Source organism: Leifsonia sp. A12D58, assembly GCF_047530025.1.
GTDB lineage: Bacteria > Actinomycetota > Actinomycetes > Actinomycetales > Microbacteriaceae > Cryobacterium.
Map to the genome: position 1 here is coordinate 101,029 of NZ_JBLJAT010000008.1, position 21,335 is coordinate 122,363.

Here is a 21,335-nt window from a genome sequence, read left to right on the forward strand (position 1 = left end):
CGGCCGAACCATCCGGGAGAAGGACTAACGCCAGCTGGTCGGCCCCCGAGAGCCGGCACGATAGCTGTCGATGGGCGCGTCGCCCGCCCGCCAGGCGGCGAGAATCGGAGTGACAATTCGCCAGCACTCCTCCACGACGTCTGCCCGCACCGAGAGGGTGGGGTCGTCAGAGAGGATGCCGTGCAGCACCTCGCCGTATGGACCGAGTTCTCCGTTGCCGAATTGCACGTCAAGACTGACTCTGTCGATGGTGAATGGGTCACCCTCGCCGTTGATGTTCAGGTCGAGCTCGATGCTGTCAGGGGTGAGCGAGATGGTGAGGCGGGTGGGACCGGGATTGCCGGTGAAGCCGTATGGCCGGTGGGGCACCTCCTTGAAGGTCACCACGATCTCCTGGCGCTTATCCGAGATGGCCTTTCCTGACCGCAGCCTGAACGGGACGCCTGCCCAACGCCAATTCTCAATACCGACGGTGACCTCCGCCAGCGTCTCGGTGTCGAGCTCTGGATTCACCCCCGCTTCTTTCACATAAGCCGGGAGTCTTCGACCGTCGATCGTTCCGCCTGTGTAGCGTGCACGGCGGTCGCCCTCCACAAGCTCGCCCGCCCAGGAACGCGTGGCGCGCAAGACCTGAGCCATCGACCCGCGCAAATCGTCGGCGTCGAGACTCGACGGAGGTTCCATGGCGACGAGTGCCATCACGAGGAGCAGGTGGCTCTGGATCATATCGACGAGGGCACCGGCCTTGTCGTAGTAGCCGGCGCGACCCTCGAGGCCCAGCTTCTCATCAAAGACGATGTCCACTCTCTCGATGTGCTCTGCGCTCCACACCGGCTCAAAAATACGGTTGGCAAACCGAAGTCCGAGCAAGTTGAGCACTGTCGACTTTCCGAGAAAGTGATCGACACGGTGAATCTGTTTCTCTGGCACGAGCTTCAGGAGGTTTCGATTGAGTGCCTGTGCGCTTCGCAGATCGGTGCCAAACGGCTTTTCCAACCCGAGAACTGTGCCCGTCGGCAGATCGACCTTTTCGAGCGCTGCGATCGAGAGAATCGTCACGTGGGGCGGCAGCGCAAAGTACAGCGCAGGCGTTCCCGTCGCTGCAGCGAGGATACGAGTCAGATCGGCCGGGTTCGTCACGTCGGCCTGGAGATAGACCGAGTTTTTCGCCACTGTGGTCGACCGTCTGCTCGCGGATCCGCCCGCAGCGAAAGACGCGGCGACGCGGCTCTGCCACGCGGCATCCGTCATCGGGTCGGATCCCACGCCGATCAGGCGAAGGTCGTAGCCTCGGGAACTACTGAGCAACTGGCCCAGACCAGGGAGCAGTAGCCTCTGGGCGAGATCTCCGCTCGCTCCGAATATGACAAGTGTTCCAATGCGGTCAGCCATGCGCCTAGGCTACCTTCGCCGGGCAGCGGGACGGCTCTGTGCGCGCAGTAAAAATGCCCTGATCGGGTCGCTCAGCCGCCGACGTACGCCGCGAGGTACTCGCCGGTGAGGGTGGATCGATCCGCAACCAGATCGGCCGGTGTGCCCTCGAAGACGACCTGGCCACCCTCGTGCCCGGCGCCAGGGCCAAGGTCGACGATCCAGTCGGCGTGCGCCATGACGGCCTGATGGTGCTCGATGACGATGACTGACTTGCCCGAGTCGACGAGCCGGTCGAGCAGACCGAGCAGGTGTTCGACATCGGCAAGGTGCAGCCCTGTCGTGGGTTCGTCGAGCACGTAAATCGTGCCCTTCTCACCCATGTGGCTGGCCAGCTTCAAGCGCTGACGCTCACCGCCAGACAGCGTCGGGAGTGGCTGGCCCAGACTGAGATAGCCGAGCCCCACATCGACGAGGCGGGCCAGGATGGCGTGCGCGGCCGGCGTGCGCGCCTCACCGGATCCGAAGAACTCCTCCGCCTCGGTCACCGACATCGCGAGGACCTCGCTGATGTCGCGCCCGGCGAGATGGTAGTCAAGCACTGATGCCTGGAATCGCTTGCCCTCGCACACCTCGCAGACAGTGGCGACCCCGGCCATCATCGCCAGGTCGGTGTAGATGACGCCTGCACCGTTGCAATTGGGGCAGGCGCCATCTGAATTAGAGCTGAACAGCGCCGGCTTCACGCCGTTGGCCTTCGCGAATGCCTTGCGGATCGGTTCGAGCAGGCCGGTGTATGTCGCCGGGTTGCTGCGCCTTGAGCCGCGGATGGCGCCCTGATCGATGGTGATCACGCCGGCGTCGCCGGGGATCGATCCGTGTACGAGCGAACTCTTGCCAGACCCGGACACGCCGGTGATGACGGTCAGCACGCCGAGAGGGATGTCGACGTCGACATCCTGCAGGTTGTGTTCCGCCGCGCCGCGGATCGCCAGCGCGCCAGAGCGCTCCCGCACGGGTTCTTTGAGCGCAGCCCTGTAGTCAAAGTGGCGGCCCGTGAGCGTGCCACTGGAGCGGAGCCCGTCGACGGATCCCTCGAAGCAGACGGTTCCGCCGCCGGTACCCGCTCCGGGGCCGAGGTCGACGATGTGATCGGCGATCGCGATGGTTTCCGGCTTGTGCTCGACCACGAGCACCGTATTGCCTTTGTCCCGTAGCTGCAGCAACAGGGTGTTCATGCGCTGGATGTCATGCGGGTGCAGCCCGATGGTCGGCTCATCGAAGACGTACGTGACGTCGGTGAGCGATGATTCCAGATGACGGATCATCTTGGTGCGCTGGGATTCACCGCCGGACAGCGTGCCGGACGGTCGCTCGAGCGAGAGATAGCCGAGGCCGATCCGCACGAACGAATCGAGGGTCTGCAGCAGCGCTTCGAGCACGGGCGCGACCGGCGGCTCGTTAAGGTCGCGCACCCATTCGGCCAGGTCACTGATCTGCATTGCGCAGGCATCCGCGATGCTCAGGCCGTTGATCTTCGACGAGCGTGCGCCCTCGTTCAGCCGAGTTCCCTGGCAGTCAGGGCAGGTTGTGTAGGTGACTGCCCTGTCGACGAATGCGCGGATGTGCGGCTGCATCGACTCCTTGTCCTTCGAAAGCATCGACTTCTGGATGCGGGGGATCAGGCCCTCGTAGGTCATGTTGATGCCGGCGATCTTCATGCGCACTGGCTCGTGGTGCAGGAAGTCGCGCAGTTCTTTCTTCGTGAAATCACGGATTGGCTTGGTGGGATCGAAGAAGCCCGACTCCTTGTAGAGCCGCATGTTCCAGCCGCCGGCGTTGTAGCCGGGGATGGTGAGTGCGCCATCCTCGAGTGACTTGCTGTCGTCGAAGAGCTGGGTGAGGTCGAGATCGGTCACGCTTCCGGTGCCCTCGCAGCGCGGGCACATGCCGCCGGTGACCGAGAAACTGCGTCGCTCCTTGATGCTCTCGCCGCCACGTTCGATGGTGACTGCTCCGGCACCGCTTACTGAGGCCACGTTGAAGGAGAACGCTTGGGGTGAACCGATGTATGGCTGTCCGACACGGCTGAAGATGATGCGAAGCATCGCGTTGGCGTCGGTGACCGTACCGACGGTTGACCGTGGGTTGGACCCCATCCGCTCCTGGTCGACAATGATCGCCGTGGTCAGTCCCTCGAGCACGTCGACATCAGGGCGCGCCTGTGTCGGCATGAAGCCCTGCACGAATGCGCTGTAGGTCTCGTTGATCATCCGCTGCGACTCGGCGGCGATCGTGCCGAACACGAGCGAACTCTTGCCAGAGCCCGAAACCCCCGTGAATACGGTGAGTCGACGCTTCGGGATCTCGACGCTGACATCCTTGAGGTTGTTCACTCGGGCACCCTGGACGCGAATCAGGTCGTGGCTGTCAGCGGCGTGCTGCGCTGTTGCCTGCGCGTCCGTCGTGGTGTCGGTCTTCGTGGCGGTGCCCATGTGGTTTCCCTCTGCGATGCGGAGGCGCTTGCGCGCGCTTCGTCGGCTCGACGCAGGCTGGTGCCCGCGTGCCGACGCTGCCAGCCTAGTTGCGGCGTGCTTACGCGCGCTTCTCGGTTTCTGCTCGGTCCGGTCCGCTGTCGACTAGCTGAGTCCGAGCGCCAGCACTTCGTTTCTCATGTGATCGAGTGAACGGGCGACGGCGCCAAGCGCGACGGCTTTCGAGCCGAGCGAGGATGCCACGAGCGGGGGAGTGTAGATGCACAGAGGCTCCAGCGCCGCGCGGAGAGGGGCCAGGAAAGTGTCGCCCGCGCGAGCACAGCCTCCTCCGATCACGACCACCTCAGGGTCGATCGTGAGAATGAGGGCGGCAACACCTTCGGCGATGTCCTCTGCGAAGCCTGCGGCGACTGCGCGCGCTGGTTCGTCGCCGGCGACAGCAGCGATCATCACCGCTTCCAACCCGGGTGCGGTGCCAGAGTCAGCATCGTGAGACGCACTGATCCGGTCGGAGAAGCGGGCGAACGACGTCGCCCAGCCCACCCCCTGCAGTGCGCCGATCTCGCCGGCAGCTCCCCGGGTTCCCCGCATGAGCTGGCCATTTACGATCAGGCCGGCAGCGATACGGCGTCCGGCCAGAATGAACAACGCCGTTTGGGTTCCACTCGCCGCACCCCACTCGGCTTCTGCCAGCGTTGCGAGCTTCGCGTCATTGTCGAAGAAGGTGATTGAACCGGGAAAGGCTGCCCGAATACGTTCTGGAATTCCGCTCAGCAGCCAATCGGGAACCACCGTCGTCAGAGCGATCTCGCCGTCGTTGCTCACGATTGCCGGCACGCCGACGGTGATTACCCTGATGCGCGACACCGAGGTTCCGACAGCATCGACCGCCGCTGCCACCGCATCCAGAATGGCGGTCATCGCCGCATCGCCGGATGCCAGGTCCAGGTCGTGTCTGCGTACTTCGTGCAGCACGGTGCCACTGAGATCGGTGAGCAGCCCCACGATGCTGTGGGGGCCGATATCGATACCCATCACGAGCCCGGCTGCGGCATTGAAGCTGTAGTGGCGAGCCGGTCGGCCTGCGCGATGCGGTTGGCTCTGGCCGGTTGCTTCGACAACCCATTCCTCGGTCACCAGGTCGGTCAGGGCGGCTTCGACCGTGGGACGGGAGAGCTCGATGCGGCTGGCGAGTTCAGTCACCGAGAGAGGGACGTCGGCTGAGTGCATCAATTCCGTCAGAACGGCACGCGAATTGATCCACCGAAGTGTTGCGACGTCATTCCCGCGCAGTGCCGTCATCCGGTGCCCCTATTCCTGTAGTTATTACGCTCGATCCTACAAAACGAAAGGAGTCTTCGAAATGGCTGGTTTATTTTGACGAATCGTGTTGACAAGGTCAAATCACGGCCCTAATGTCCATAATACGAAAGGCCCTTGTGAAACCCCGCACAAGGCAATCACAGCGGAAGAATCGAGAACTCCCATGCAACGAAGCAAGCTCGCCTTCACCACAGCGGCAACGATGGCGACCGTAGTGCTCCTGGCCGGATGCGCTCCCGGAGGATCGGCAGGATCCACCGCACCACGTGAGGCAGTCAGTACCGAACTCGGCTCTGACTCGATCACCCTTTCTCTCGTTTCCACCCCGGAGTCAGGCGCGTCGACCAAGGCGACGATCGCCGCGTTTGAAGAGGCGTATCCCAACGTCACCGTCGACTACGAGCAGACCAACTACGAGGACTACAACAAGAGCGTCAACCTCGCGCTCAACTCTGATGAATCACCCGACATCGTTCTGCTGAACAGCGTCGCGAACACTGTTAAGAACGACTTGGTGCTCGACCTCAACCCGTACGCAGAGGCATACGGCTGGAACGACGTCTATCCGAGTAACCAGCTCGACCAGTGGCGGGTCGCAGAAGACGGCAGCACCCTCGGTCCGGGTGGTGCGCTCTACGCCGCACCCGCCGGCTTCTCCACCGTCGGACTGTATTACAACGAGAGGATGGCGGCTGACCTCGGTATCACAGCTGCACCCGCAACGCTCGACGAGTTCGAGGCTGACCTGGCTATCGCTCAGGCCGCAGGCGAGCTGCCGCTGCAGCTCGGTAACTCGCAGGGCCACTCAAGCTTCGTCGTACAGCTGGTCGGCCAGTCAATTGATGGCGCAGCTGAAGCAGCTGACTGGGTCTTCGGAGCCACGGATAGCACCTTCGACACCACGGGCAACGTCACGGGAGCTACGAAGCTCGCTGACTGGGCGACGAAGGGCTACATCCCGAAGGACGCGAACGGCATCGATCTCCAGGGTGCAGTCGCAAACTTCGTCACGGGCGAGGGTCTGTTCTTCGTTGACGGTAACTGGGATGCGACGGCTATCGGCGACGGCCTTGGTGTAGACGCGGGCTTTGTAGCGTTCCCCGGAGCGAAGGCAACTGCCATCGGCACCTCTGTCGCCTACGCGATCTCATCACGCAGCGAGCACCCCAACGCTGCGGCCGCTTTCCTCGACTTCCTCAACTCGCCTGACGCATCCGAGCAGCAGTTCGCCTCTGGTTTCATGCCGGTCGACCCGGCCGCAGCCACCCCAGAAGCTGGCACAGTAATGGCAGACATCGTCTCAGCATGGGGCAAGGTTGTCGCAGACAACGGCCTGGTCGGCTTCAACAACAATGCGACGGCAACCATGAACGATACGCTCACGGCGGCCACGCAGGAGCTGATCGCTTCGAAGATCACAGTCGATGAGTTCATCACGCAGATTCAGGACGATTGGTCGGCAACGCATGGCCAAAGCTGATTTGGCTGACGCCACACAGCTCTCACCGGTTGGGGCGCCATTCAACGGCGCCCCGGCCGCGGGTCCCGTAGCCAGTTCGGCACGGGAGACACGCCGCCTGTCCGCTCAGCGACAGCGCGGCCGTGAGACCAGATTGGCGCTCCTCTACATCCTTCCGGCGCTGGCCTTTTACGGGCTTTTCGTCGCTGCTCCCTGGCTGCACAGCATTTGGATCTCGTTCTTCGACTGGGACGGCATCGGCCCGTCGACCTGGGTCGGACTCCAGAACTACGTCACCGTCCTCACCGAACCACAGCTGCAGATGGCACTGCGCAACGGCGTCGGCTTTATCTTCTTCTACACGGTGATTCCGGTCATCCTCGGCCTCATCATCGCGGCGGTCATCGCCTCCCGCCAGCGCCGGGGTGCCGGCATCCTGCGCACTATCTTGTTTTTGCCGCAGGTACTTCCCCTCGTGGCTGTCGGTGTCGTCTGGCGTTACATGTACGGCTTGGAAGGCCCCATCAACCAGCTGCTCACAGCCATCGGCCTGGGTGGCATCACCAGGGCGTGGTTGGGTGACTTCGACTGGGCATACTTCGCTGTCGGCGTCGTCGGCACGTGGGTGACGACAGGCCTCTGCACCATGCTGCTCCTGGCCGGAATGCAGAAGATCGATCCGTCACTTTATGAGGCAGCACGCCTCGATCGTGCCGGCCCCGTTCGGCAGTTTTTGCACATCACGTTTCCTGCGCTGCGCCCCGAAATCGTCATCGCATCGACGATCACCATCATTTCAGCGCTTGCCAGCTTCGACGTTGTCTACGTCACCACGGGAGGCGGACCAGGTCGGGCCACAACTGTGCCTGGCGTGCTGATCTACCAGCTGGTGTTCACCTCCAATCGGGTCGGCGTTGCCTGCGCCCTGGCCACAGTGCTCAGCGTGCTCATCCTCATCCTCGTTGCCGTCGTCGGCCGATTCAGAAAGGAACCAGAATGAAGAATCTCAGCTCCCGAGTGCTCTCTAACTCGTTCCTGTTCGTCGCGGCAGCGGCCGTCGTCATTCCGTTCCTCGCGTTGATCAGCGCCAGCCTGCAGCCGAGTGGCACGCTCGTTCCCCGACTGATGTGGCCGACGGATCCACAGTGGTCGAACTTCGCGGCGGCCTGGACGATGGCCGGCTTCGGCTCACTGATCCGCTCAAGCGCGATCATCGCCGTCATCGTGGTGCCGGTCGCTGTCATCTGCTCAACGTTGGCCGGGTACGCGATGGCGACGATGCGCCTGGCGGGCAAGGGGATGCTGTTCGCCTTCTTCATAGCCGGATTGACACTGCCATACGAGGCGATTGTTATCCCGCTCTACTTCGACATGCGCAGCATCGGGCTGCTCGACACGTATTGGGCTGTCATCCTGCCATTGGCCGGGGCATTCATGCCGTTCGGCATCTTCTGGATGCGTTCATACTTCGAGTCCATCCCGCGGGAGCTCATCGAAGCAGCGCAGATTGACGGCGCGTCAAGTTTTCGCATCATGGTGCAGATCCTGATTCCGACGGCGAAGCCGGCGCTAATCACGCTCGGGCTGCTCAACTTCATGTGGGCGTGGAACCAGTTCCTGCTCGCGCTGATCCTCATCCGTGATCCGGCCATGCGCACTGCGCCGTCGGGCCTCGGCACTTTCGTTCAGCAGTACGGCGAAGACATCCCGCTCCTCGCGGCCGGAACGCTGATCGTCATCGCACCCATCGCCATCCTCTACTTCATTTTCCAGCGTCACTTCATCAGCGGCATGCTGCAGGGCGCCATCAAGTGATCTCGTCGCAGGGGCTTGCAGACCCTTTCATCGTTCACGCACCAGGAGATAGTTCGACCATGCACACTCAGGTTCGACTCGCCATCGTCGGGGCAGGCTCACGCGGTACGAACTATGCGCGCCTCGCCGTCGAATCCGGCAGCGCAGTCATCGTCGCCGTAGCTGACCCCGATCCGGTTCATCGCGCGGTCTTCGCTGCCGACCATGGCCTGGATAAATCGGCTGTGTTCGCCGACTGGCACGACCTCGTCGCCGGTCCGAAACGTGCCGATGCCGTCGTCATCGCCACCCCAGACAAGTTGCATGCCGAACCGACGGTCGCTTTCGCCGAAGCCGGGTACCACGTGCTTCTCGAGAAGCCGATGGCCCCGACTGAAGCCGAGAGCCTGCGAATCGTCGAGGCAGCAGAGGCGCATGAGGTGACGCTGATGATCTGTCACGTCATGCGGTACAGCGGCTACACCCGCATGCTCAAGGAGGTGCTCGACTCCGGACGCATCGGCACGATCGTGTCGGTCGAGCATCTGGAACCGATCGGCTGGTGGCACTTCGCCCATTCGTATGTCCGCGGCAACTGGGCGCGTGAGGCCGAATCAAGCTCGATGCTGATGGCCAAGTCCAGTCACGATCTCGACTGGTTGAGCTATATCGTTGGGCAGACCGTGGCCAGGGTGTCGTCATTCGGCAGCCTGTCGCACTTCACGCCAGCCAACAAGCCGGCGCTCGCTGCAGACAAGTGCGTCGACTGTCCGCTCATCAATTCGTGCGCGTACTCGGCGCCGAAGATCTACGACCGGTTCCTCGGCGATCCGGTGGGGGAGCGTTGGCCATTGTCGGTCGTCACGAACTCCGTCACGCCCGCCGGTCTAGCAGATGCGCTGCGCGACGGCCCATACGGTGAGTGCGTTTACAACGGCCAGAATGACGTCGTTGACCACCAGGTGGTCAACCTCGAATTCGACACTGGTGCGACGGCATCCTTCACCGTTGTGGCATTTACTGAACTTGACTTCAGGAAGACCCGCATCTTTGGAACGATGGGTTCGATCGACGGCAACGGCCGATCGTTCGAGGTGCATGATTTCGTCACTGACACCAAGGAAACCATCGACACGGAGGTCGCAGGCGGTGCCAGCGCAGCCGACGGCCACGGTGGGGCGGACAACGAATTGGTGAAAACGTTCATCGAGGCGATCCGAACCGGGGACCGCAGGCTCATCACGTCTGGAGCCCGGTCGAGCCTGCACTCGCACCAGCTCGTTTGGGCTGCCGAGCTGGCAAGGAATAGCGGAACCGTCGTATCAATCGACGCGGCGACCGGCTCTCCGATCGCGCCTGTCGTCGAGCCACCCCTGGCACTTCTCCCGTAAGGCATACTGGACGAACCAGTGGAGCATGCAGCCCGCACCTGAATAGACCGAACGAGATCTAACGTGACGTCAGAGGGCCTCGGGAGTATCCGAGGCCCTCTGACGATGCCTTGTGCGGACCCGATGCGCGGATGCGGGCTCAGGCCACGTTCTTACGAAGCAACAACCTCAGGTGTGGTCAGGCCCAGTGCGGCAGGACGGTTGCGCGTAAGCGCGAAGAACGCAATGGCCGCCAGCACGACGAAGCCGACGATGGCGATGCCCATGGGCATAGCGCTGTCTTCACCGGCAATGCCGACCAGCGGAGCGACGACGGCCGCGAGGGCGAACTGCAGGAAGCCGAGGAACGCCGAGCCGGTGCCGGAGTGGTGGCCGGACTCTTCGAGTGTCAGGGTCGTTGCGCTCCCGAAGAACATGCCGAAGCCGAGCTGCAGCACGGCCAGGATGATGAGCGTGGCCACGGTGGGCACGCCGTTCACGATCGCCACGAGCAGGGCAGCAGCTGCGATCACTGACAGCACCAGGCCGATGCGAATCATTGTGCGCATAGCGACCTTGCCTGCAAGGCCAGCTGAAACGGCGCTCGATACGGTGATCGCCAGCGCGATCAGGGCGTACATGAGCGAGAACTGCCCTTCGGACAGGCCCATGATGTTCTGCATCACGAAGGGAGATGCCGAGATGTAGGCGAAGAGCGCGCCGAATCCGAGCGTGAAGGTCAGCAAGTACCCGGTGTAGTTGCGGTTGCCAAGAACCTCACGGGTGGCACGCATGGTGGCCTTGATGCCACCGGTTGTGCGCTCCTCGCGGGGAAGCGTCTCCTTCACCCAGATCAGTGCGATGACGAGCACGACGAGGAAAAGGGCTGCAATCACCCAGAACACTGCACGCCAGCCCGCAGCGACGATGACTGCGCCACCCGCCAGAGGGGCAAGCACGGGAACAATCACAGTGATGATGAGCAGCACGCTGAAGAGTTTCGCTGCCGCCGCACCGCGAGCGGTGTCAGAGATGATCGCACGGGCGAGTACGACACCCGCTGCGCCGCCCAGGCCCTGGATGAATCGGGCAGTGCCCAGGATCTCAATGGTGGGCGCGATGGCGCACACGACAGTGGCGAGCAGGCCGACGACAGTGCCGATCAGGAGCGGGCGACGGCGGCCGAGGCCGTCAGACAGCGGGCCGATGAAGAGCTGGCCGAGCGCCATACCGACAAGGAACGCCGTCATGGTGAGCTGGACGCCGCTCGCTGTCGTGCCGAGGTCGATTGCCATCCGGGGGAAGCCGGGAAGGTACATGTCGATCGACAACGGGGCGACGGCGGTGAGCATCGCGAGGCCGAGCATGAGCATGCCACCTCCCGAGCGACGGGGAGCGCTTGCGGGCTGCTCAGCGGATGAAACCGGTTGGCCGTCCGACAATGGTGGATCGGACAATGGGGTGGAACTTAACGATTGAGACATCACAAACCTTTGACTGAAATAAAACGAACCGACCCAGTCTATATGTAAACATATGTATGTTTCTAAACATAAAGTAAGCTATGTTCATGACTGAAAGTTCTGCCCAGGTCGAGCGCCTCGATATGTCGATGTTGCTGCGCGACCTCGCGTGGACGATCCACCGAGGCGTACCGGTCATTGCAGGCATCGAGCCCGTGCCGATGACGGAGCTGGCGATTCTCAAACACATCCTCGACGCGCCGGGCATCACCGTCGGCGAGCTCTCTAAGAGTCTCGGTCTGCGCCAGAGCAATGCCAGCGCAGCCCTGCGCACGTTGACCGAGCGAGGGCTGGTCACGCGTGAGATGGACCCCGACGATCGCCGGGTGAGCAGGCTCTTTCTTACCGAGCGGGCCAAGGCCGAGCAGGCTGCCATCGGAAACGCGTGGGTGGGTCCCATTCGCGACGTTCTCGCTGCGCTGCCTCCCGAGCAGATCGCGGCGATCGAGGCAGCAGCGACTGCGTTGAAGGCGCTCGATCGTTCCCTGCAAGCCAAACAGTCGGCTCAGTAGGGCTTCCGTATCGCTATCCGACACTCAGCTACGCCACGGGGCGGATAGCATTGGTTCGTGAACACACTGGACATCCTCGAGAACCTCGCGGAAATCCTCATGTGGATCGGCCTCGTGATCGGTGGGCTGTGTCTCTTCGGTCTCCTTGTCATGCAGGTGAGTGCCGGACGATGGCTTGAGACGGATGCCGTCATGGTCGATGGCACCGGCGAGCCGCGTCTTCGATGGATGTCATCCGAAGGCCTTCATGAGCATGTGATCCACGAAAATGACCATCGCGACTTCGAGTCATCCGACGGAATCCGGGTGTACTACAGTGCGCGCAACCCGCACCGATATCGTTTCGAACGGATCGGCCACGGCGAAAAGCTGATGCGGATGCTCACCTGGCTGTTCCTGGGTATCGGGATGCTGGCCCTCATCGTGTCGATCGTCTTGATCTTCGTTCCCGCCGCAGATTAGCTGCGAGAGAACTCCGACGCTGCCAGAATCTGCGCGGCGCTCGGTCGCACCCCTGTGTACCGCTCGAACTGCTCAGCAGCCTGTAGCGCGATGACCTCTGCGCCGGTGATGACGGCTTTCCCTGCCTGGCGCGCAGCGCGAATCAGCGGCGTCTCTGCGGGCAGCGCGACAACATCGAATACCGTCGTCGCATCCTGGATGGCGTCGGAGGAGAACGATAGATCGTCGGCCTCTGCGCCGCCCGACATCCCGATGGGTGTCACGTTGACGAGCAGTGGTGCGCTCTCGCTGCCCGGTGTCGCCAGCCAGCGATAGCCGAGCTCGTCGGCCAGCGCTCGTCCGCTTGACTCGTTGCGCGCGACCACCGTGCCGTTCTCAAAGCCCGAATCGCGAAGCGCTGCGGCCACGGCCTTGGCCATGCCGCCACTTCCCCGCAGCAGGAACGGGGTTGCCGGGTCGATCTGGTGCTCGCGGATAAGTGTCGCCGCCGCGATGTAGTCAGTGTTCGATGCGCGCAGTACGCCGTTGTCGTTCACGATCGTGTTGACCGAGCGGATGGCCGTAGCCGACGCGTCCATGTCATCAACGAGCGCGATCACGTCTTCTTTGAACGGCATCGAGACCGAGCAGCCCCGGATTCCGAGGGCGCGAACTCCGCCGATCGCCGCGGCGATATCGGTGGTGGTGAACGCCTTGTAGATGAAGTCGAGACCGAGCTCGTCATAGAGATAGTTGTGAAAGCGCGTACCGTGATTGCTCGGGCGAGCGGCGAGCGAGATGCACAGCTGGGTGTCTTTGTTAAGCAGAGGCCTCATGACTCAATTCTGCCAGCCGCAGAATTGGCAGTTGCTGTTAGCTCACGAGTACGACGACGCCAGCAATGGCGGATGCCGCTGCGAGGGCCAGCGCGATGCCGACGAGCACGCGGTGCACCGTCAGGAATGTGGTCGGTCGACCGGCGTCATCACGGGCGCGGGGATCGTTGGCGACGCGTGTGTAGAACCGCGGCCAGGCCACAACGTTGAATACGGCGTTCAGGAACAGGATGAGGGCGATGGCGAGCGTCATGATGACTCAAGCCTATTGTTGCCCGTGCAGGCGGTGCGTCGTGTGGGGGCCAGCCTCAGTCGAATTGCGGGCCGCGTGACGACGGATGCGGCGCCTCGGCCAGTGTCGCTTCGTCGATATGCAGTCCGTTGGCCGAGTTGGCCGACGTGACCATGGTCTCGAGCCAGTCCCTGTCGATCGCCGGTGGCCGACTTCCCGAAAAACGGAAATGCAGGTCGGTCCCTGGATTGATCCAGACGGTACTGCGGCCGTAGCCGACGTTGGCGCCATCACTCCAGGTGAGTGCGAACGACTCTCGCCGACGAAGTTTCGAGATCACCACGATCTGGATATGGGCTAGAACACGATCGTCAAGATCGATCGCGGTTCGTGCTGCGCCATAGAACAACGTTCCCACTTTTACCCCATTCAGAAAGTGTTGAAACAACCCCAATGGCGCCAGCATAGTACCCCGCAAATAGGGGCGGGGAAAGGGATGTGATATGCGGTGGGACCGAACTACTTTGGCAGCATGGAAGCGAGCAAAATCGCGCGGAAAGACCTGTCGGTTCTGGGGTTCGAACCGGCCTATCAAGTTTCCTTGTATGACAGTGAAGGAAGCGTGCCAGACGACGCTCGCGAGGAATGGCGGATCACGGGAGCGCGGGACGCCGTCGAGGTTTTGCGGTGGGTGAATGAGCAGCATCCTGCAGTGTTCACCGTCTTCGCCGAAGTCTCTGACATCGACGGGCTGCCGTGCCTGGCCTTCGTCGCGGGCTTCAGACCGTCGCGTGAAGCTCGAGGCGTGTCGGTGCTGCAGTGATGGCCAGGCTGCAGATGCGACCAATGAGTGCGCCTTACTCTTAAGTCATGAGTGAAACCCGCGTCGTCAGCCCCGCATCAGTCGTCTCTGCGGCGGTGATCGACTTGGTTCTGGTGGTCGTGTTCGTCGTAATCGGTCGCAGCAGCCACGACGAGGCGTCGAACTTCGTCGGATTTGTCACCACGGCGTGGCCGTTCGTCGCCGGAGTTGCACTGGGCTGGTTGATCATGCGTGCCTGGCGGGCGCCGCTCGGCGTGGTGTGGACCGGAATCGGCATCTGGATTTCGACTGTCGTCTTCGGGATGCTGCTGCGTTCTTTTGCCGACCAGGGCGTGCAGCTGAGTTTTGTGATCGTGACTGTCGTTGTGCTTGGTGTGTTCCTGCTCGGATGGCGCGGGATCGTCGCTCTGGTGTTACATCGCCGCACTGTGCGCAGCTAAAGACCCTGCTCGACCATGTCGATCAGGCGGTCGGTCAGCTGATCGATGAACTGCTCCGGCAGAGCGCGCAGCGGGCCATCAATCAGGAGCGTCGCCAGGCCGTGCACCGACGACCAGGCCAAGAATTCGGCTCCCAGGCGACGTTCAGGGGGTAGTCCGCCGGCCGCGGCGAGTTCGTCGATGGCCGCAGTGAGCAGCTGGAAGGGCGTCAGCCCTGAGTTGCCGGCCCTGGCGGCGCTTGTGGCGCTCTCCAGATCGGATGATGCTGAAAAGGCCGTCTGGAACAGCCCCGGTTCTGCCCGGGCGAAGTTGAGGTAGCCGACGCCGACCCCGCGCAGCTGCAGGCGTGCCCTCACGAGTGGGTCGTCGGCATCCGGTTGGTGCGCCTGTTCGTCCTCGATGGCGATGGCGACGAGTGATTGACAGTTTGAGCAGACGGCGTCGAGCAGGGCACGGCGGTCGGCGAAGTGGCGGTACGCGGCGTTGGGGGAGACCCCGGCGCGGCGCGTGGTCTCGCGCAGGATGACCGCCGCCGGACCGCCCTCGCGCGCGAGTTCAAGTCCGGCTTCGATCAGGGCCTGGCGAAGGTCGCCGTGCCGATAGGTCGCTCGAGGCGATGTCTGCCCAACCGTTGTCAAACGTGCTCCCGCCTCGTACGATGAATTCTCATAATGTGTACAACGTCCACATGAGTGTAACGCTCCTCTGACAGGTCTGCATGATGACGACTGATCAGTGTGGAGCGCGGCCTCCGGCCCACAACGCAGCGAAGGACATTTCGCATGAGCATTGTTGAAGCAACTGGCTTAACCAAGACGTACAAATCAAAAACCGGCACGGTGCATGCCCTGACTGGCCTCGATCTCAGCGTTCCCAAAGGCACAGTGAAAGCGCTGCTCGGCCCCAACGGCGCAGGCAAGACGACAGTGGTGAAAATCTTGACCACGTTGATCAGGCCGAATGCAGGCTCGGCGAGCATCGACGGTATGGATGTCGCAGCTCGCCCCAAGGAAGTACGTCGCATCATCGGGGTGTCTGGGCAGTATGCGGCAGTCGACGAGAACCTCACCGGGTTTGAGAATCTCGAGATGGTGGGTCGTCTCTATCATCTGGGAGCAGCGGCATCCAGAAAACGGGCGCAGGAGCTCATCGACATGTTCGAGTTGACGGCCGCTGGAAACCGCCCGGTGAAGGGATTCTCCGGTGGCATGCGGCGCCGCATCGACCTGGCGGGGGCGCTGGTAATCAACCCCAAAGTGCTCTTTCTCGACGAGCCGACCACCGGACTCGACCCGCGCAGTCGGCTCGCGCTGTGGGACGTCATCACCGACCTCGTCAACAATGGCACGACAGTGCTGCTCACAACGCAGTACCTCGAAGAGGCTGACCGGCTGGCGGACGACATCGCGGTGATCGACGACGGGCGCATCATCGCTGAGGGCACCTCCGACGAGCTCAAGGCGCAGATCGGGGGGCATCGCGTCGTCGTTGCCCTCGTCGACGCTGCCGACAATGCGGTGGCGTTCGACGTGCTCGCCCGGCACGGAGACGGCCAACCAACAATCTCCAGTGACGGCCGCGGCATCGAAGTGGCGGTGACCGATGGCCCGCGCGCCCTGCAATCAGTGTTGGCCGACCTGGGAGAGGCCGGAATCTCGCTGCACGATGCCGGTATGCGCCGGCCTACCCTCGACGATGTCTTCCTCAAGCTCACCGGGCACAAGGCAGACAAAGCGGCTGAACAAGACGAGGAAAAGGAACTGGAGAAGACCCGATGAGCACCCTCACCGCACCCGTTGACCGTGCGCCATCGTTCAACCCGCTCGCGCTCTGGTACTCCGATGGCTGGACAGTCACCAAGCGCAACCTGTACAAGCTCAAGCGCTCGCCCGACATGCTCGTGTTCGCCGTGATCCAGCCGATCATGTTCGTGCTGCTGTTCAGCCAGGTGTACGGCGGCGCGATCCAGGTGCAGGGCTCCGATTACACCCAGTTTCTGTTGGCCGGTATTTTCGCGCAGACCGTCGTATTCGGGTCGACCTTCTCGGGTGCGGCCATGGCACAGGACCTGCAATCGGGCATCATCGACCGCTTCCGCAGCCTGCCGATGAGTTCGTCCGCCGTACTGATCGGACGCACGAACAGCGACCTGGTGCTCAACACCATCTCGATGGCCATCATGATGGTGACCGGCCTGCTCGTCGGCTGGCGCGTTAACTCGTCGTTCCCGGAGTTCCTCGCCGGAACCGCCCTGCTCCTGATGTTCGGCTACGCCTTCAGCTGGGTGATGGCATTGCTCGGCATGAGCGTGGCCAGCCCAGAGGTGATCAATAACGCCTCCTTCATCATCCTGTTCCCGATCACCTTCGTGTCGAACGCCTTCGTACCGCTCGACACCATGCCGCCCGTGCTGCAGACCATCGCGGAATGGAACCCGGTGTCCGCGCTCGTGCAGGCGGCCAGGCAGCTGTTCGGCAACCTGGGCACGGCTCCCGTTCCGGATGTCTGGACCCTGCAACACCCGATCATCACTGTCGTGGTTGGCATCGTCATCATGCTTGTCGTGTTCATCCCGCTGTGCATCAGGAAGTTTGCCGCGATCAGCTCGCGGTGAGCCAGGTTGCAGCACCCCACGCTTCGTCACCGCACGCTTCACCCTCAACCCAAGGAGTACGTCATGACCACGCAAGAACTCGGCTTTGTCCATGGATTCAGCGGCTTTGCCGTCACAGACATCGATGCGGCGAAGACCTTCTACCGGGACGTCCTCGGACTCGAAGTCGTCGATCGGATGATGGGCTTGATTGGAATACGGCTTCCTGGCGGCTCGGAGGTACTCGTGTACCCGAAGCCGGACCTCGTGCCGGCGAACTACACGATTCTGAACCTGGAGACCGACGATATCGACAAGTCAGTCGATGCGCTGATCGCTCGGGGCGTCGAGTTTCTGCGTTACGAGGGCTTCGAGCAGGACGAAAAGGGGATCGCGCGCGGCAATGGGCCATCGATTGCGTGGTTCGCAGATCCGTCGGGCAACCTATTTTCTGTCCTGCAGGACAACGTGGCTGAATAGCCTTGCCCCGGCCTCGGCGCCGTCCAGGCTGCATCTCGTTGCATAACTCCTGCTGGATGCCCGCGCGGCCTGCGACAGCCCCTGGAATCACAGGGCCTGGACGGTGGGCCGGAGCGAATTGCAGGAGTTATGCAAACGAGGAGAAACCACCCACGAAACGAGGACCGTCTTAGGGTGAAACCATGACTCCCTACGACGTGAAGCGTGAGTTGAAACAGCTGTATGCCCCGAAGAATCGGGACTGGGCGCTCCTCACGGTTCCGCCGCAACGATTCATCGCCGTCGATGGCCACGGCGACCCGAATAGCGCCGCAGAGTATGCCGATGCCGTCGAGGCCCTCTACAGCGTCGCCTACGCGATCAAGTTCGCCTGCAAGAGGGAATCGATCGAGCTCGACTTCGTCGTCGGCCCGCTTGAGGGCCTCTGGTATGCCGACGACGCCTCAGTCTTCTCCGAGAGAGCCAAATCGCAGTGGAGCTGGACCATGCTGATCAGCCAGCCCAGCTGGGTGAGCGATGCCATGATCGACGCCGCAACGACCAGCACAAGCCTCAAAAAAGTCGATCTGGCCGCGATCGCTCTGATCCGTGTTCAGAACCTGAACGAGGGCCTCTCGGCGCAATTGCTGCACGTAGGTTCATACGACGACGAGGCACCGACGCTCAAACGGCTGCACGACGAGTTTCTGCCCCGACACAGTCTGATCTTCGGCAACCACCACCACGAGGTCTATCTCAGCGATCCGCGCAGAACCGAGTCCTCCAAGTTGAAGACAGTGCTGCGCCAGCCGGTGGTGCGGGCGTGGCCGGATACCTCGTTGAACACGAGAGCTATCGAGCCGGGTTAGCGGCTGCCGCGGCGCTTATTACGTGAGCTTGCGGCAGTGCGGGTGCGTCCTGGCGCCAGACCCGGCTTCTTCTTGGGCTGCGCGGGCTTTTTCTTGGCCGCGGCTTCGCGTGCTTCCTTAGCCGCAGCCTTGGCTTTTGCTGTGGCTTTGACTTTTTTTACGGGTTCGCCGCGCACGACAACTGTCTCGCTGCGTGAACTCGCAGCCGAGCGGCCACGCACGATCCCGATGAATTCCTGTACCTCATCAGTAGTCTTGCTGGTCGGCCACGCGAGAGCGATGTGCGTTTCGGCGACGCCAACGACGGGTCGAGAAATGACATCTTTCCGGCTGTGCAATCTGGCAAGTGAGTGCGGAAGAATCAGGATGCCGACACCGGCTGCGACCTGTTCCATCGCATCATCGAGGTCGTTCATCTTCGGCAGGGGGCGACGGGTACCGTCGGCCACCTCGACAGCGATATCGCGCCATTCCGGCAGCTCATCAGGGTTTTGCAACAAGTGCTCGTCGGCTAGATCGCCAATAGCGACGGTCTCGGCAGCAGCGATCGCGTGATCCTTTGCTGCAACGACCACCGGGATCTCGTCGTAGAGGCCGATGACGCTCAGCCCTTCGCGCTCGATCGGCAGACGAACGAAACTGACGTCCGCGCGCTCGTCATGAAGTACCTCGACTTGCTCACCAGGTTCGGTGCGAAACACCTCTAGGGCTGTGTCTGGGAAGCGCTCGGCCCAGATCCGTGTCCACTTCGTGGGGGTTACACCCGCGACGAAACCGATTGAAAAGCTCACCGGCATCCTTTCTCAGGCGTCAACGCGCCGAACCGGCGGTACTCTCAGGCTATACGCTGGGATGATGACCTCGGAAAAGAAGACCCAGACCATGAAGCCCGCGACAGCGGCCCAGAAGCTTGGGATTCTGCTTCAGGCAGCTCCCGAGGAGTTTCAGAACAACCTCATCACCCGCGACGAAGTTGCGGCATTGAACGAGAACCCACCGGAGTGGCTCGTCGACCTGCGCGCAAACGGCCCGCACCCGCGACAGGTCGTCGCGGCCAAGCTCGGCGTCTCGATCTCCGGTCTTGCCCGCGGTGGCGTGGAGGAACCCCTCACCACCGTCGAAATCAAGGAACTGCTGCAGCAGCCGCCGGCTTGGCTCGTGACCGAGCGCGCCACCCAGGCCGAGGTTCGTGCCGAGCAGATCCGCGACAAGGAAAACAAGGCTGAGAAGGCTGCTAAGAAGGAACGCGCCGCACGCGGTGCCGCACAGCGCGCTGCACACCGCGGCGAGTAAGCAAGTAATTACAGGGCGCTAAGCGCCAGGCGCGTCACCCCTACGCGGCATACTGCTCCCGCAGGAACGCCACGATGTCGCCCAACTCGGCTTGTGAGATGGAGTGCGGCATCCCTTCGTAGATGCGTTCGGTGAGCTGCGAGTGAGACGGCAGCCATGCCTGAGTGCGGTCGACGGCGCTTGCTGGGATCACCGGGTCTGCCGTGCCGCGTCCCCAGAACACCGGGGGAGCGAGCTCGGCTAGACGCGCGTCGCCCTCACGCTCGCCACTCCCGACGAAGCCTGAGAGCTGCACTGCGAATGAGAATCGCTCTGGAGCCAGTCGCAACAGCTGCAGGGCCATCGCCCCACCCTGGGAGAATCCGAGCACACCGACGGATGACGGCTGAACGTCTTGAGCGTCGAGCCAGTCGAGCACACCGCGGGCGGCGGCGTCGATGGCATCGGTGTCGGGATTTCCGGGTTCGCTGATCGGGAACCACGCCCAGCCTGCACCGGCGGCCAGAGGAGCACGCAGGGCGGCGAGAACGGGCTGAAGAGGCAGGTGCGGGGCGAGCGAGAACAGGTCACCCTCGTGTGATCCGAAGCCGTGCAGGATCAGCAGCAACGGGCGTCCGACGCGGTCGGCAGCCCCGGCAGACCACAGTACGGCCTCCGCATCAATCATTTCGGTGCGTTCGCTGTTCGTCATCGGTTCTCGCCTCTCGGTGTCGAGAGTGATGCTCGACGTCGTCAATACTGTACTTTCGCGCTGGTCGTTCGGTGAGTGTGCACCGCACACCTGCACAACGCCGCTTAGCACGTGAGCATTCCGGGCACGGCGTGCAATGGCCAGCGTGGTGAGTGAGAATAAGTGCATGAGCGTTCGCACCCCCGACCCAGATCCTGACTGGACCCCTGGCCCCGACGATGCTCCGTTGCCGTCGTCAAATCCGGGCTGGCTCACCGAAATCGAGCTTGCCGAGGTGCGGCGACGATTGCCGTTGCTCTATGTCGAGGCCGTGCCCGTGCGGGTCGACGGGTTGGGCCAGGTCGTCGAGGTCGGCGTGCTGCTTCGCGCCACTCCGACAGGCGAGATGACGCGCACGCTGGTCTCCGGCCGCGTCATGTACGGCGAGACGCTGCGAGATGCTCTCTTTCGCCATTTGGAAAAAGACCTCGGCCCCATGGCGTTCCCTCAGCTACCGGCGAGCCCGGTACCGTTCTCGGTTGCTGAATACTTTCCGCTTCCCGGCCTGACGCAGTTCACCGACGACCGCCAGCACGCGGTTTCGTTGGCGTATGTAGTGCCGGTTACCGGCACGTGTGACCCTCGCCAGGATGCACTCGAGGTGACGTGGATGACGCCGGAGGAGGCGGCAACCGACGCCGTCTCCAGCGAGATGGTCGGCGGGCGTGGCGCATTGCTGCGCAGCGCGCTGGCCTCTGTCGGCCAGCTGCGCTGAGCCGGCCAGCTGCTCTGAGCCGTCGGGATGCGCTGAGCCCGAGCATCCGCTTAATCG

General features: G+C 62.7%; 24 protein-coding genes. 14 read left to right on the forward strand and 10 right to left on the reverse strand.

What is annotated here, in order from left to right; translation table 11 throughout:
* Positions 1-24 precede the first annotated feature (24 nt).
* The 3 genes from ACMT3I_RS15530 to ACMT3I_RS15540 form a co-directional block, all read right to left on the reverse strand.
* Positions 25-1,392 carry a glucose-6-phosphate dehydrogenase gene (locus ACMT3I_RS15530; RefSeq protein ID WP_414805426.1) on the reverse strand — a complete coding sequence of 456 codons (1,368 nt, stop codon included), beginning with the start codon at positions 1,390-1,392 and terminating at the stop codon, positions 25-27.
* 71 nt (positions 1,393-1,463) lie between these two features.
* Complete coding sequence (locus ACMT3I_RS15535; RefSeq protein ID WP_414805427.1) at positions 1,464-3,866, reverse strand: ATP-binding cassette domain-containing protein; 2,403 nt, start codon at positions 3,864-3,866, stop codon at positions 1,464-1,466.
* Between the two features lie 144 nt (positions 3,867-4,010).
* A complete protein-coding gene (locus tag ACMT3I_RS15540; protein WP_414805428.1) occupies positions 4,011-5,168 on the reverse strand; it encodes an ROK family protein in 1,158 nt (385 codons plus the stop codon).
* 184 nt (positions 5,169-5,352) lie between these two features.
* Here ACMT3I_RS15540 and ACMT3I_RS15545 point away from each other — a divergent pair, with 184 nt between their 5' ends.
* The 4 genes from ACMT3I_RS15545 to ACMT3I_RS15560 are packed head-to-tail and all read left to right on the forward strand — an operon-like array spanning position 5,353 to position 9,833.
* The gene (locus ACMT3I_RS15545) at positions 5,353-6,669 is read left to right on the forward strand and encodes an ABC transporter substrate-binding protein (protein WP_414805429.1); all 1,317 of its coding nucleotides are present in this window, start codon (positions 5,353-5,355) and stop codon (positions 6,667-6,669) included.
* Positions 6,656-7,648, forward strand: coding sequence for a carbohydrate ABC transporter permease (locus tag ACMT3I_RS15550; protein ID WP_414805430.1), 993 nt, complete (start codon positions 6,656-6,658; stop codon positions 7,646-7,648). The genes ACMT3I_RS15545 and ACMT3I_RS15550 overlap by 14 nt, the downstream gene beginning before the upstream one ends.
* Complete coding sequence (locus ACMT3I_RS15555) at positions 7,645-8,463, forward strand: carbohydrate ABC transporter permease (protein ID WP_414805431.1); 819 nt, start codon at positions 7,645-7,647, stop codon at positions 8,461-8,463. Before ACMT3I_RS15550 ends, ACMT3I_RS15555 begins: the two co-directional genes overlap by 4 nt.
* A gap of 59 nt (positions 8,464-8,522) precedes the next feature.
* Positions 8,523-9,833 carry a Gfo/Idh/MocA family protein gene (locus tag ACMT3I_RS15560; RefSeq protein WP_414805432.1) on the forward strand — a complete coding sequence of 437 codons (1,311 nt, stop codon included), beginning with the start codon at positions 8,523-8,525 and terminating at the stop codon, positions 9,831-9,833.
* A 152-nt stretch (positions 9,834-9,985) separates the two neighbouring features.
* Here ACMT3I_RS15560 and ACMT3I_RS15565 read toward each other — a convergent pair whose 3' ends face one another.
* Positions 9,986-11,254 carry a multidrug effflux MFS transporter gene (locus tag ACMT3I_RS15565; protein ID WP_414805433.1) on the reverse strand — a complete coding sequence of 423 codons (1,269 nt, stop codon included), beginning with the start codon at positions 11,252-11,254 and terminating at the stop codon, positions 9,986-9,988.
* Between the two features lie 128 nt (positions 11,255-11,382).
* On the opposite strand from ACMT3I_RS15565, the gene ACMT3I_RS15570 reads away from it, so the two are divergent.
* Together ACMT3I_RS15570 and ACMT3I_RS15575 are read left to right on the forward strand one after the other, a co-directional pair.
* Positions 11,383-11,847, forward strand: a complete 465-nt coding sequence (locus tag ACMT3I_RS15570) for a MarR family winged helix-turn-helix transcriptional regulator (protein WP_414805434.1) — start codon at positions 11,383-11,385, stop codon at positions 11,845-11,847.
* A gap of 57 nt (positions 11,848-11,904) precedes the next feature.
* Positions 11,905-12,309 (forward strand): hypothetical protein, encoded by a 405-nt coding sequence (locus ACMT3I_RS15575; RefSeq protein ID WP_414805435.1) that lies wholly within the window; start codon positions 11,905-11,907, stop codon positions 12,307-12,309.
* On the opposite strand, the gene ACMT3I_RS15580 is transcribed toward ACMT3I_RS15575, so the two are convergent.
* Genes ACMT3I_RS15580 through ACMT3I_RS15590 form a run of 3 tightly spaced genes read right to left on the reverse strand, consistent with a single transcriptional unit; the run spans position 12,306 to position 13,774 of the window.
* A complete protein-coding gene (locus ACMT3I_RS15580; protein ID WP_414805436.1) occupies positions 12,306-13,124 on the reverse strand; it encodes a shikimate 5-dehydrogenase in 819 nt (272 codons plus the stop codon). The genes ACMT3I_RS15575 and ACMT3I_RS15580 overlap by 4 nt on opposite strands.
* A gap of 37 nt (positions 13,125-13,161) precedes the next feature.
* A complete protein-coding gene (locus ACMT3I_RS15585; RefSeq protein ID WP_414805437.1) occupies positions 13,162-13,377 on the reverse strand; it encodes an SCO4848 family membrane protein in 216 nt (71 codons plus the stop codon).
* Positions 13,378-13,432: 55 nt separating this feature from the next.
* Complete coding sequence (locus ACMT3I_RS15590; RefSeq protein WP_414805438.1) at positions 13,433-13,774, reverse strand: ATP-dependent DNA ligase; 342 nt, start codon at positions 13,772-13,774, stop codon at positions 13,433-13,435.
* 90 nt (positions 13,775-13,864) lie between these two features.
* Here ACMT3I_RS15590 and ACMT3I_RS15595 point away from each other — a divergent pair, with 90 nt between their 5' ends.
* Both ACMT3I_RS15595 and ACMT3I_RS15600 read left to right on the forward strand, forming a co-directional pair.
* Positions 13,865-14,179: a hypothetical protein gene (locus ACMT3I_RS15595; RefSeq protein WP_414805439.1), complete on the forward strand. Its 315-nt coding sequence runs from the start codon at positions 13,865-13,867 to the stop codon at positions 14,177-14,179.
* A gap of 47 nt (positions 14,180-14,226) precedes the next feature.
* Complete coding sequence (locus ACMT3I_RS15600; protein WP_414805440.1) at positions 14,227-14,619, forward strand: DUF3054 domain-containing protein; 393 nt, start codon at positions 14,227-14,229, stop codon at positions 14,617-14,619.
* Here the strand turns inward: ACMT3I_RS15600 and ACMT3I_RS15605 are convergent.
* A complete protein-coding gene (locus tag ACMT3I_RS15605; RefSeq protein WP_414805441.1) occupies positions 14,616-15,257 on the reverse strand; it encodes a TetR/AcrR family transcriptional regulator in 642 nt (213 codons plus the stop codon). The two genes, ACMT3I_RS15600 and ACMT3I_RS15605, sit on opposite strands and share 4 nt — an antisense overlap.
* Before the next feature lie 144 nt (positions 15,258-15,401).
* On the opposite strand from ACMT3I_RS15605, the gene ACMT3I_RS15610 reads away from it, so the two are divergent.
* The 4 genes from ACMT3I_RS15610 (at position 15,402) to ACMT3I_RS15625 (ending at position 18,540) form a co-directional block, all read left to right on the forward strand.
* Positions 15,402-16,397 (forward strand): ATP-binding cassette domain-containing protein, encoded by a 996-nt coding sequence (locus tag ACMT3I_RS15610; RefSeq protein ID WP_414805442.1) that lies wholly within the window; start codon positions 15,402-15,404, stop codon positions 16,395-16,397.
* Positions 16,394-17,233 carry an ABC transporter permease gene (locus ACMT3I_RS15615; protein ID WP_414805443.1) on the forward strand — a complete coding sequence of 280 codons (840 nt, stop codon included), beginning with the start codon at positions 16,394-16,396 and terminating at the stop codon, positions 17,231-17,233. The genes ACMT3I_RS15610 and ACMT3I_RS15615 overlap by 4 nt, the downstream gene beginning before the upstream one ends.
* A gap of 63 nt (positions 17,234-17,296) precedes the next feature.
* Entirely contained in the window at positions 17,297-17,692 is a 396-nt protein-coding gene (locus ACMT3I_RS15620; RefSeq protein WP_414805444.1) for a VOC family protein, read from the forward strand.
* A gap of 182 nt (positions 17,693-17,874) precedes the next feature.
* On the forward strand, positions 17,875-18,540 hold the full coding sequence (locus ACMT3I_RS15625; protein ID WP_414805445.1) for a GyrI-like domain-containing protein: 666 nt from the start codon (positions 17,875-17,877) through the stop codon (positions 18,538-18,540).
* On the opposite strand, the gene ACMT3I_RS15630 is transcribed toward ACMT3I_RS15625, so the two are convergent.
* A complete protein-coding gene (locus tag ACMT3I_RS15630; protein ID WP_414805446.1) occupies positions 18,537-19,331 on the reverse strand; it encodes a LysR substrate-binding domain-containing protein in 795 nt (264 codons plus the stop codon). The two genes, ACMT3I_RS15625 and ACMT3I_RS15630, sit on opposite strands and share 4 nt — an antisense overlap.
* Positions 19,332-19,395: 64 nt before the next feature.
* On the opposite strand from ACMT3I_RS15630, the gene ACMT3I_RS15635 reads away from it, so the two are divergent.
* Positions 19,396-19,833, forward strand: coding sequence for a DUF5997 family protein (locus ACMT3I_RS15635; protein ID WP_414805447.1), 438 nt, complete (start codon positions 19,396-19,398; stop codon positions 19,831-19,833).
* 40 nt (positions 19,834-19,873) lie between these two features.
* On the opposite strand, the gene ACMT3I_RS15640 is transcribed toward ACMT3I_RS15635, so the two are convergent.
* Positions 19,874-20,524, reverse strand: a complete 651-nt coding sequence (locus tag ACMT3I_RS15640) for an alpha/beta hydrolase (RefSeq protein ID WP_414805448.1) — start codon at positions 20,522-20,524, stop codon at positions 19,874-19,876.
* Between the two features lie 166 nt (positions 20,525-20,690).
* On the opposite strand from ACMT3I_RS15640, the gene ACMT3I_RS15645 reads away from it, so the two are divergent.
* Positions 20,691-21,278, forward strand: coding sequence for an NUDIX hydrolase family protein (locus ACMT3I_RS15645; RefSeq protein ID WP_414805449.1), 588 nt, complete (start codon positions 20,691-20,693; stop codon positions 21,276-21,278).
* Positions 21,279-21,335 lie beyond the last annotated feature (57 nt).

Coding starts and splice junctions, on each gene's coding strand:
- ACMT3I_RS15530 (WP_414805426.1), bottom strand. CDS start 1,392: ATGGCTGACCGCATTGGAACACTTGTCATATTCGGAGCGAGCGGAGAT.
- ACMT3I_RS15535 (WP_414805427.1), bottom strand. CDS start 3,866: ATGGGCACCGCCACGAAGACCGACACCACGACGGACGCGCAGGCAACA.
- ACMT3I_RS15540 (WP_414805428.1), bottom strand. CDS start 5,168: ATGACGGCACTGCGCGGGAATGACGTCGCAACACTTCGGTGGATCAAT.
- ACMT3I_RS15545 (WP_414805429.1), top strand. CDS start 5,353: ATGCAACGAAGCAAGCTCGCCTTCACCACAGCGGCAACGATGGCGACC.
- ACMT3I_RS15550 (WP_414805430.1), top strand. CDS start 6,656: ATGGCCAAAGCTGATTTGGCTGACGCCACACAGCTCTCACCGGTTGGG.
- ACMT3I_RS15555 (WP_414805431.1), top strand. CDS start 7,645: ATGAAGAATCTCAGCTCCCGAGTGCTCTCTAACTCGTTCCTGTTCGTC.
- ACMT3I_RS15560 (WP_414805432.1), top strand. CDS start 8,523: ATGCACACTCAGGTTCGACTCGCCATCGTCGGGGCAGGCTCACGCGGT.
- ACMT3I_RS15570 (WP_414805434.1), top strand. CDS start 11,383: ATGACTGAAAGTTCTGCCCAGGTCGAGCGCCTCGATATGTCGATGTTG.
- ACMT3I_RS15580 (WP_414805436.1), bottom strand. CDS start 13,124: ATGAGGCCTCTGCTTAACAAAGACACCCAGCTGTGCATCTCGCTCGCC.
- ACMT3I_RS15585 (WP_414805437.1), bottom strand. CDS start 13,377: ATGACGCTCGCCATCGCCCTCATCCTGTTCCTGAACGCCGTATTCAAC.
- ACMT3I_RS15600 (WP_414805440.1), top strand. CDS start 14,227: ATGAGTGAAACCCGCGTCGTCAGCCCCGCATCAGTCGTCTCTGCGGCG.
- ACMT3I_RS15610 (WP_414805442.1), top strand. CDS start 15,402: ATGAGCATTGTTGAAGCAACTGGCTTAACCAAGACGTACAAATCAAAA.
- ACMT3I_RS15615 (WP_414805443.1), top strand. CDS start 16,394: ATGAGCACCCTCACCGCACCCGTTGACCGTGCGCCATCGTTCAACCCG.
- ACMT3I_RS15620 (WP_414805444.1), top strand. CDS start 17,297: ATGACCACGCAAGAACTCGGCTTTGTCCATGGATTCAGCGGCTTTGCC.
- ACMT3I_RS15625 (WP_414805445.1), top strand. CDS start 17,875: ATGACTCCCTACGACGTGAAGCGTGAGTTGAAACAGCTGTATGCCCCG.
- ACMT3I_RS15635 (WP_414805447.1), top strand. CDS start 19,396: ATGACCTCGGAAAAGAAGACCCAGACCATGAAGCCCGCGACAGCGGCC.
- ACMT3I_RS15640 (WP_414805448.1), bottom strand. CDS start 20,524: ATGACGAACAGCGAACGCACCGAAATGATTGATGCGGAGGCCGTACTG.
- ACMT3I_RS15645 (WP_414805449.1), top strand. CDS start 20,691: ATGAGCGTTCGCACCCCCGACCCAGATCCTGACTGGACCCCTGGCCCC.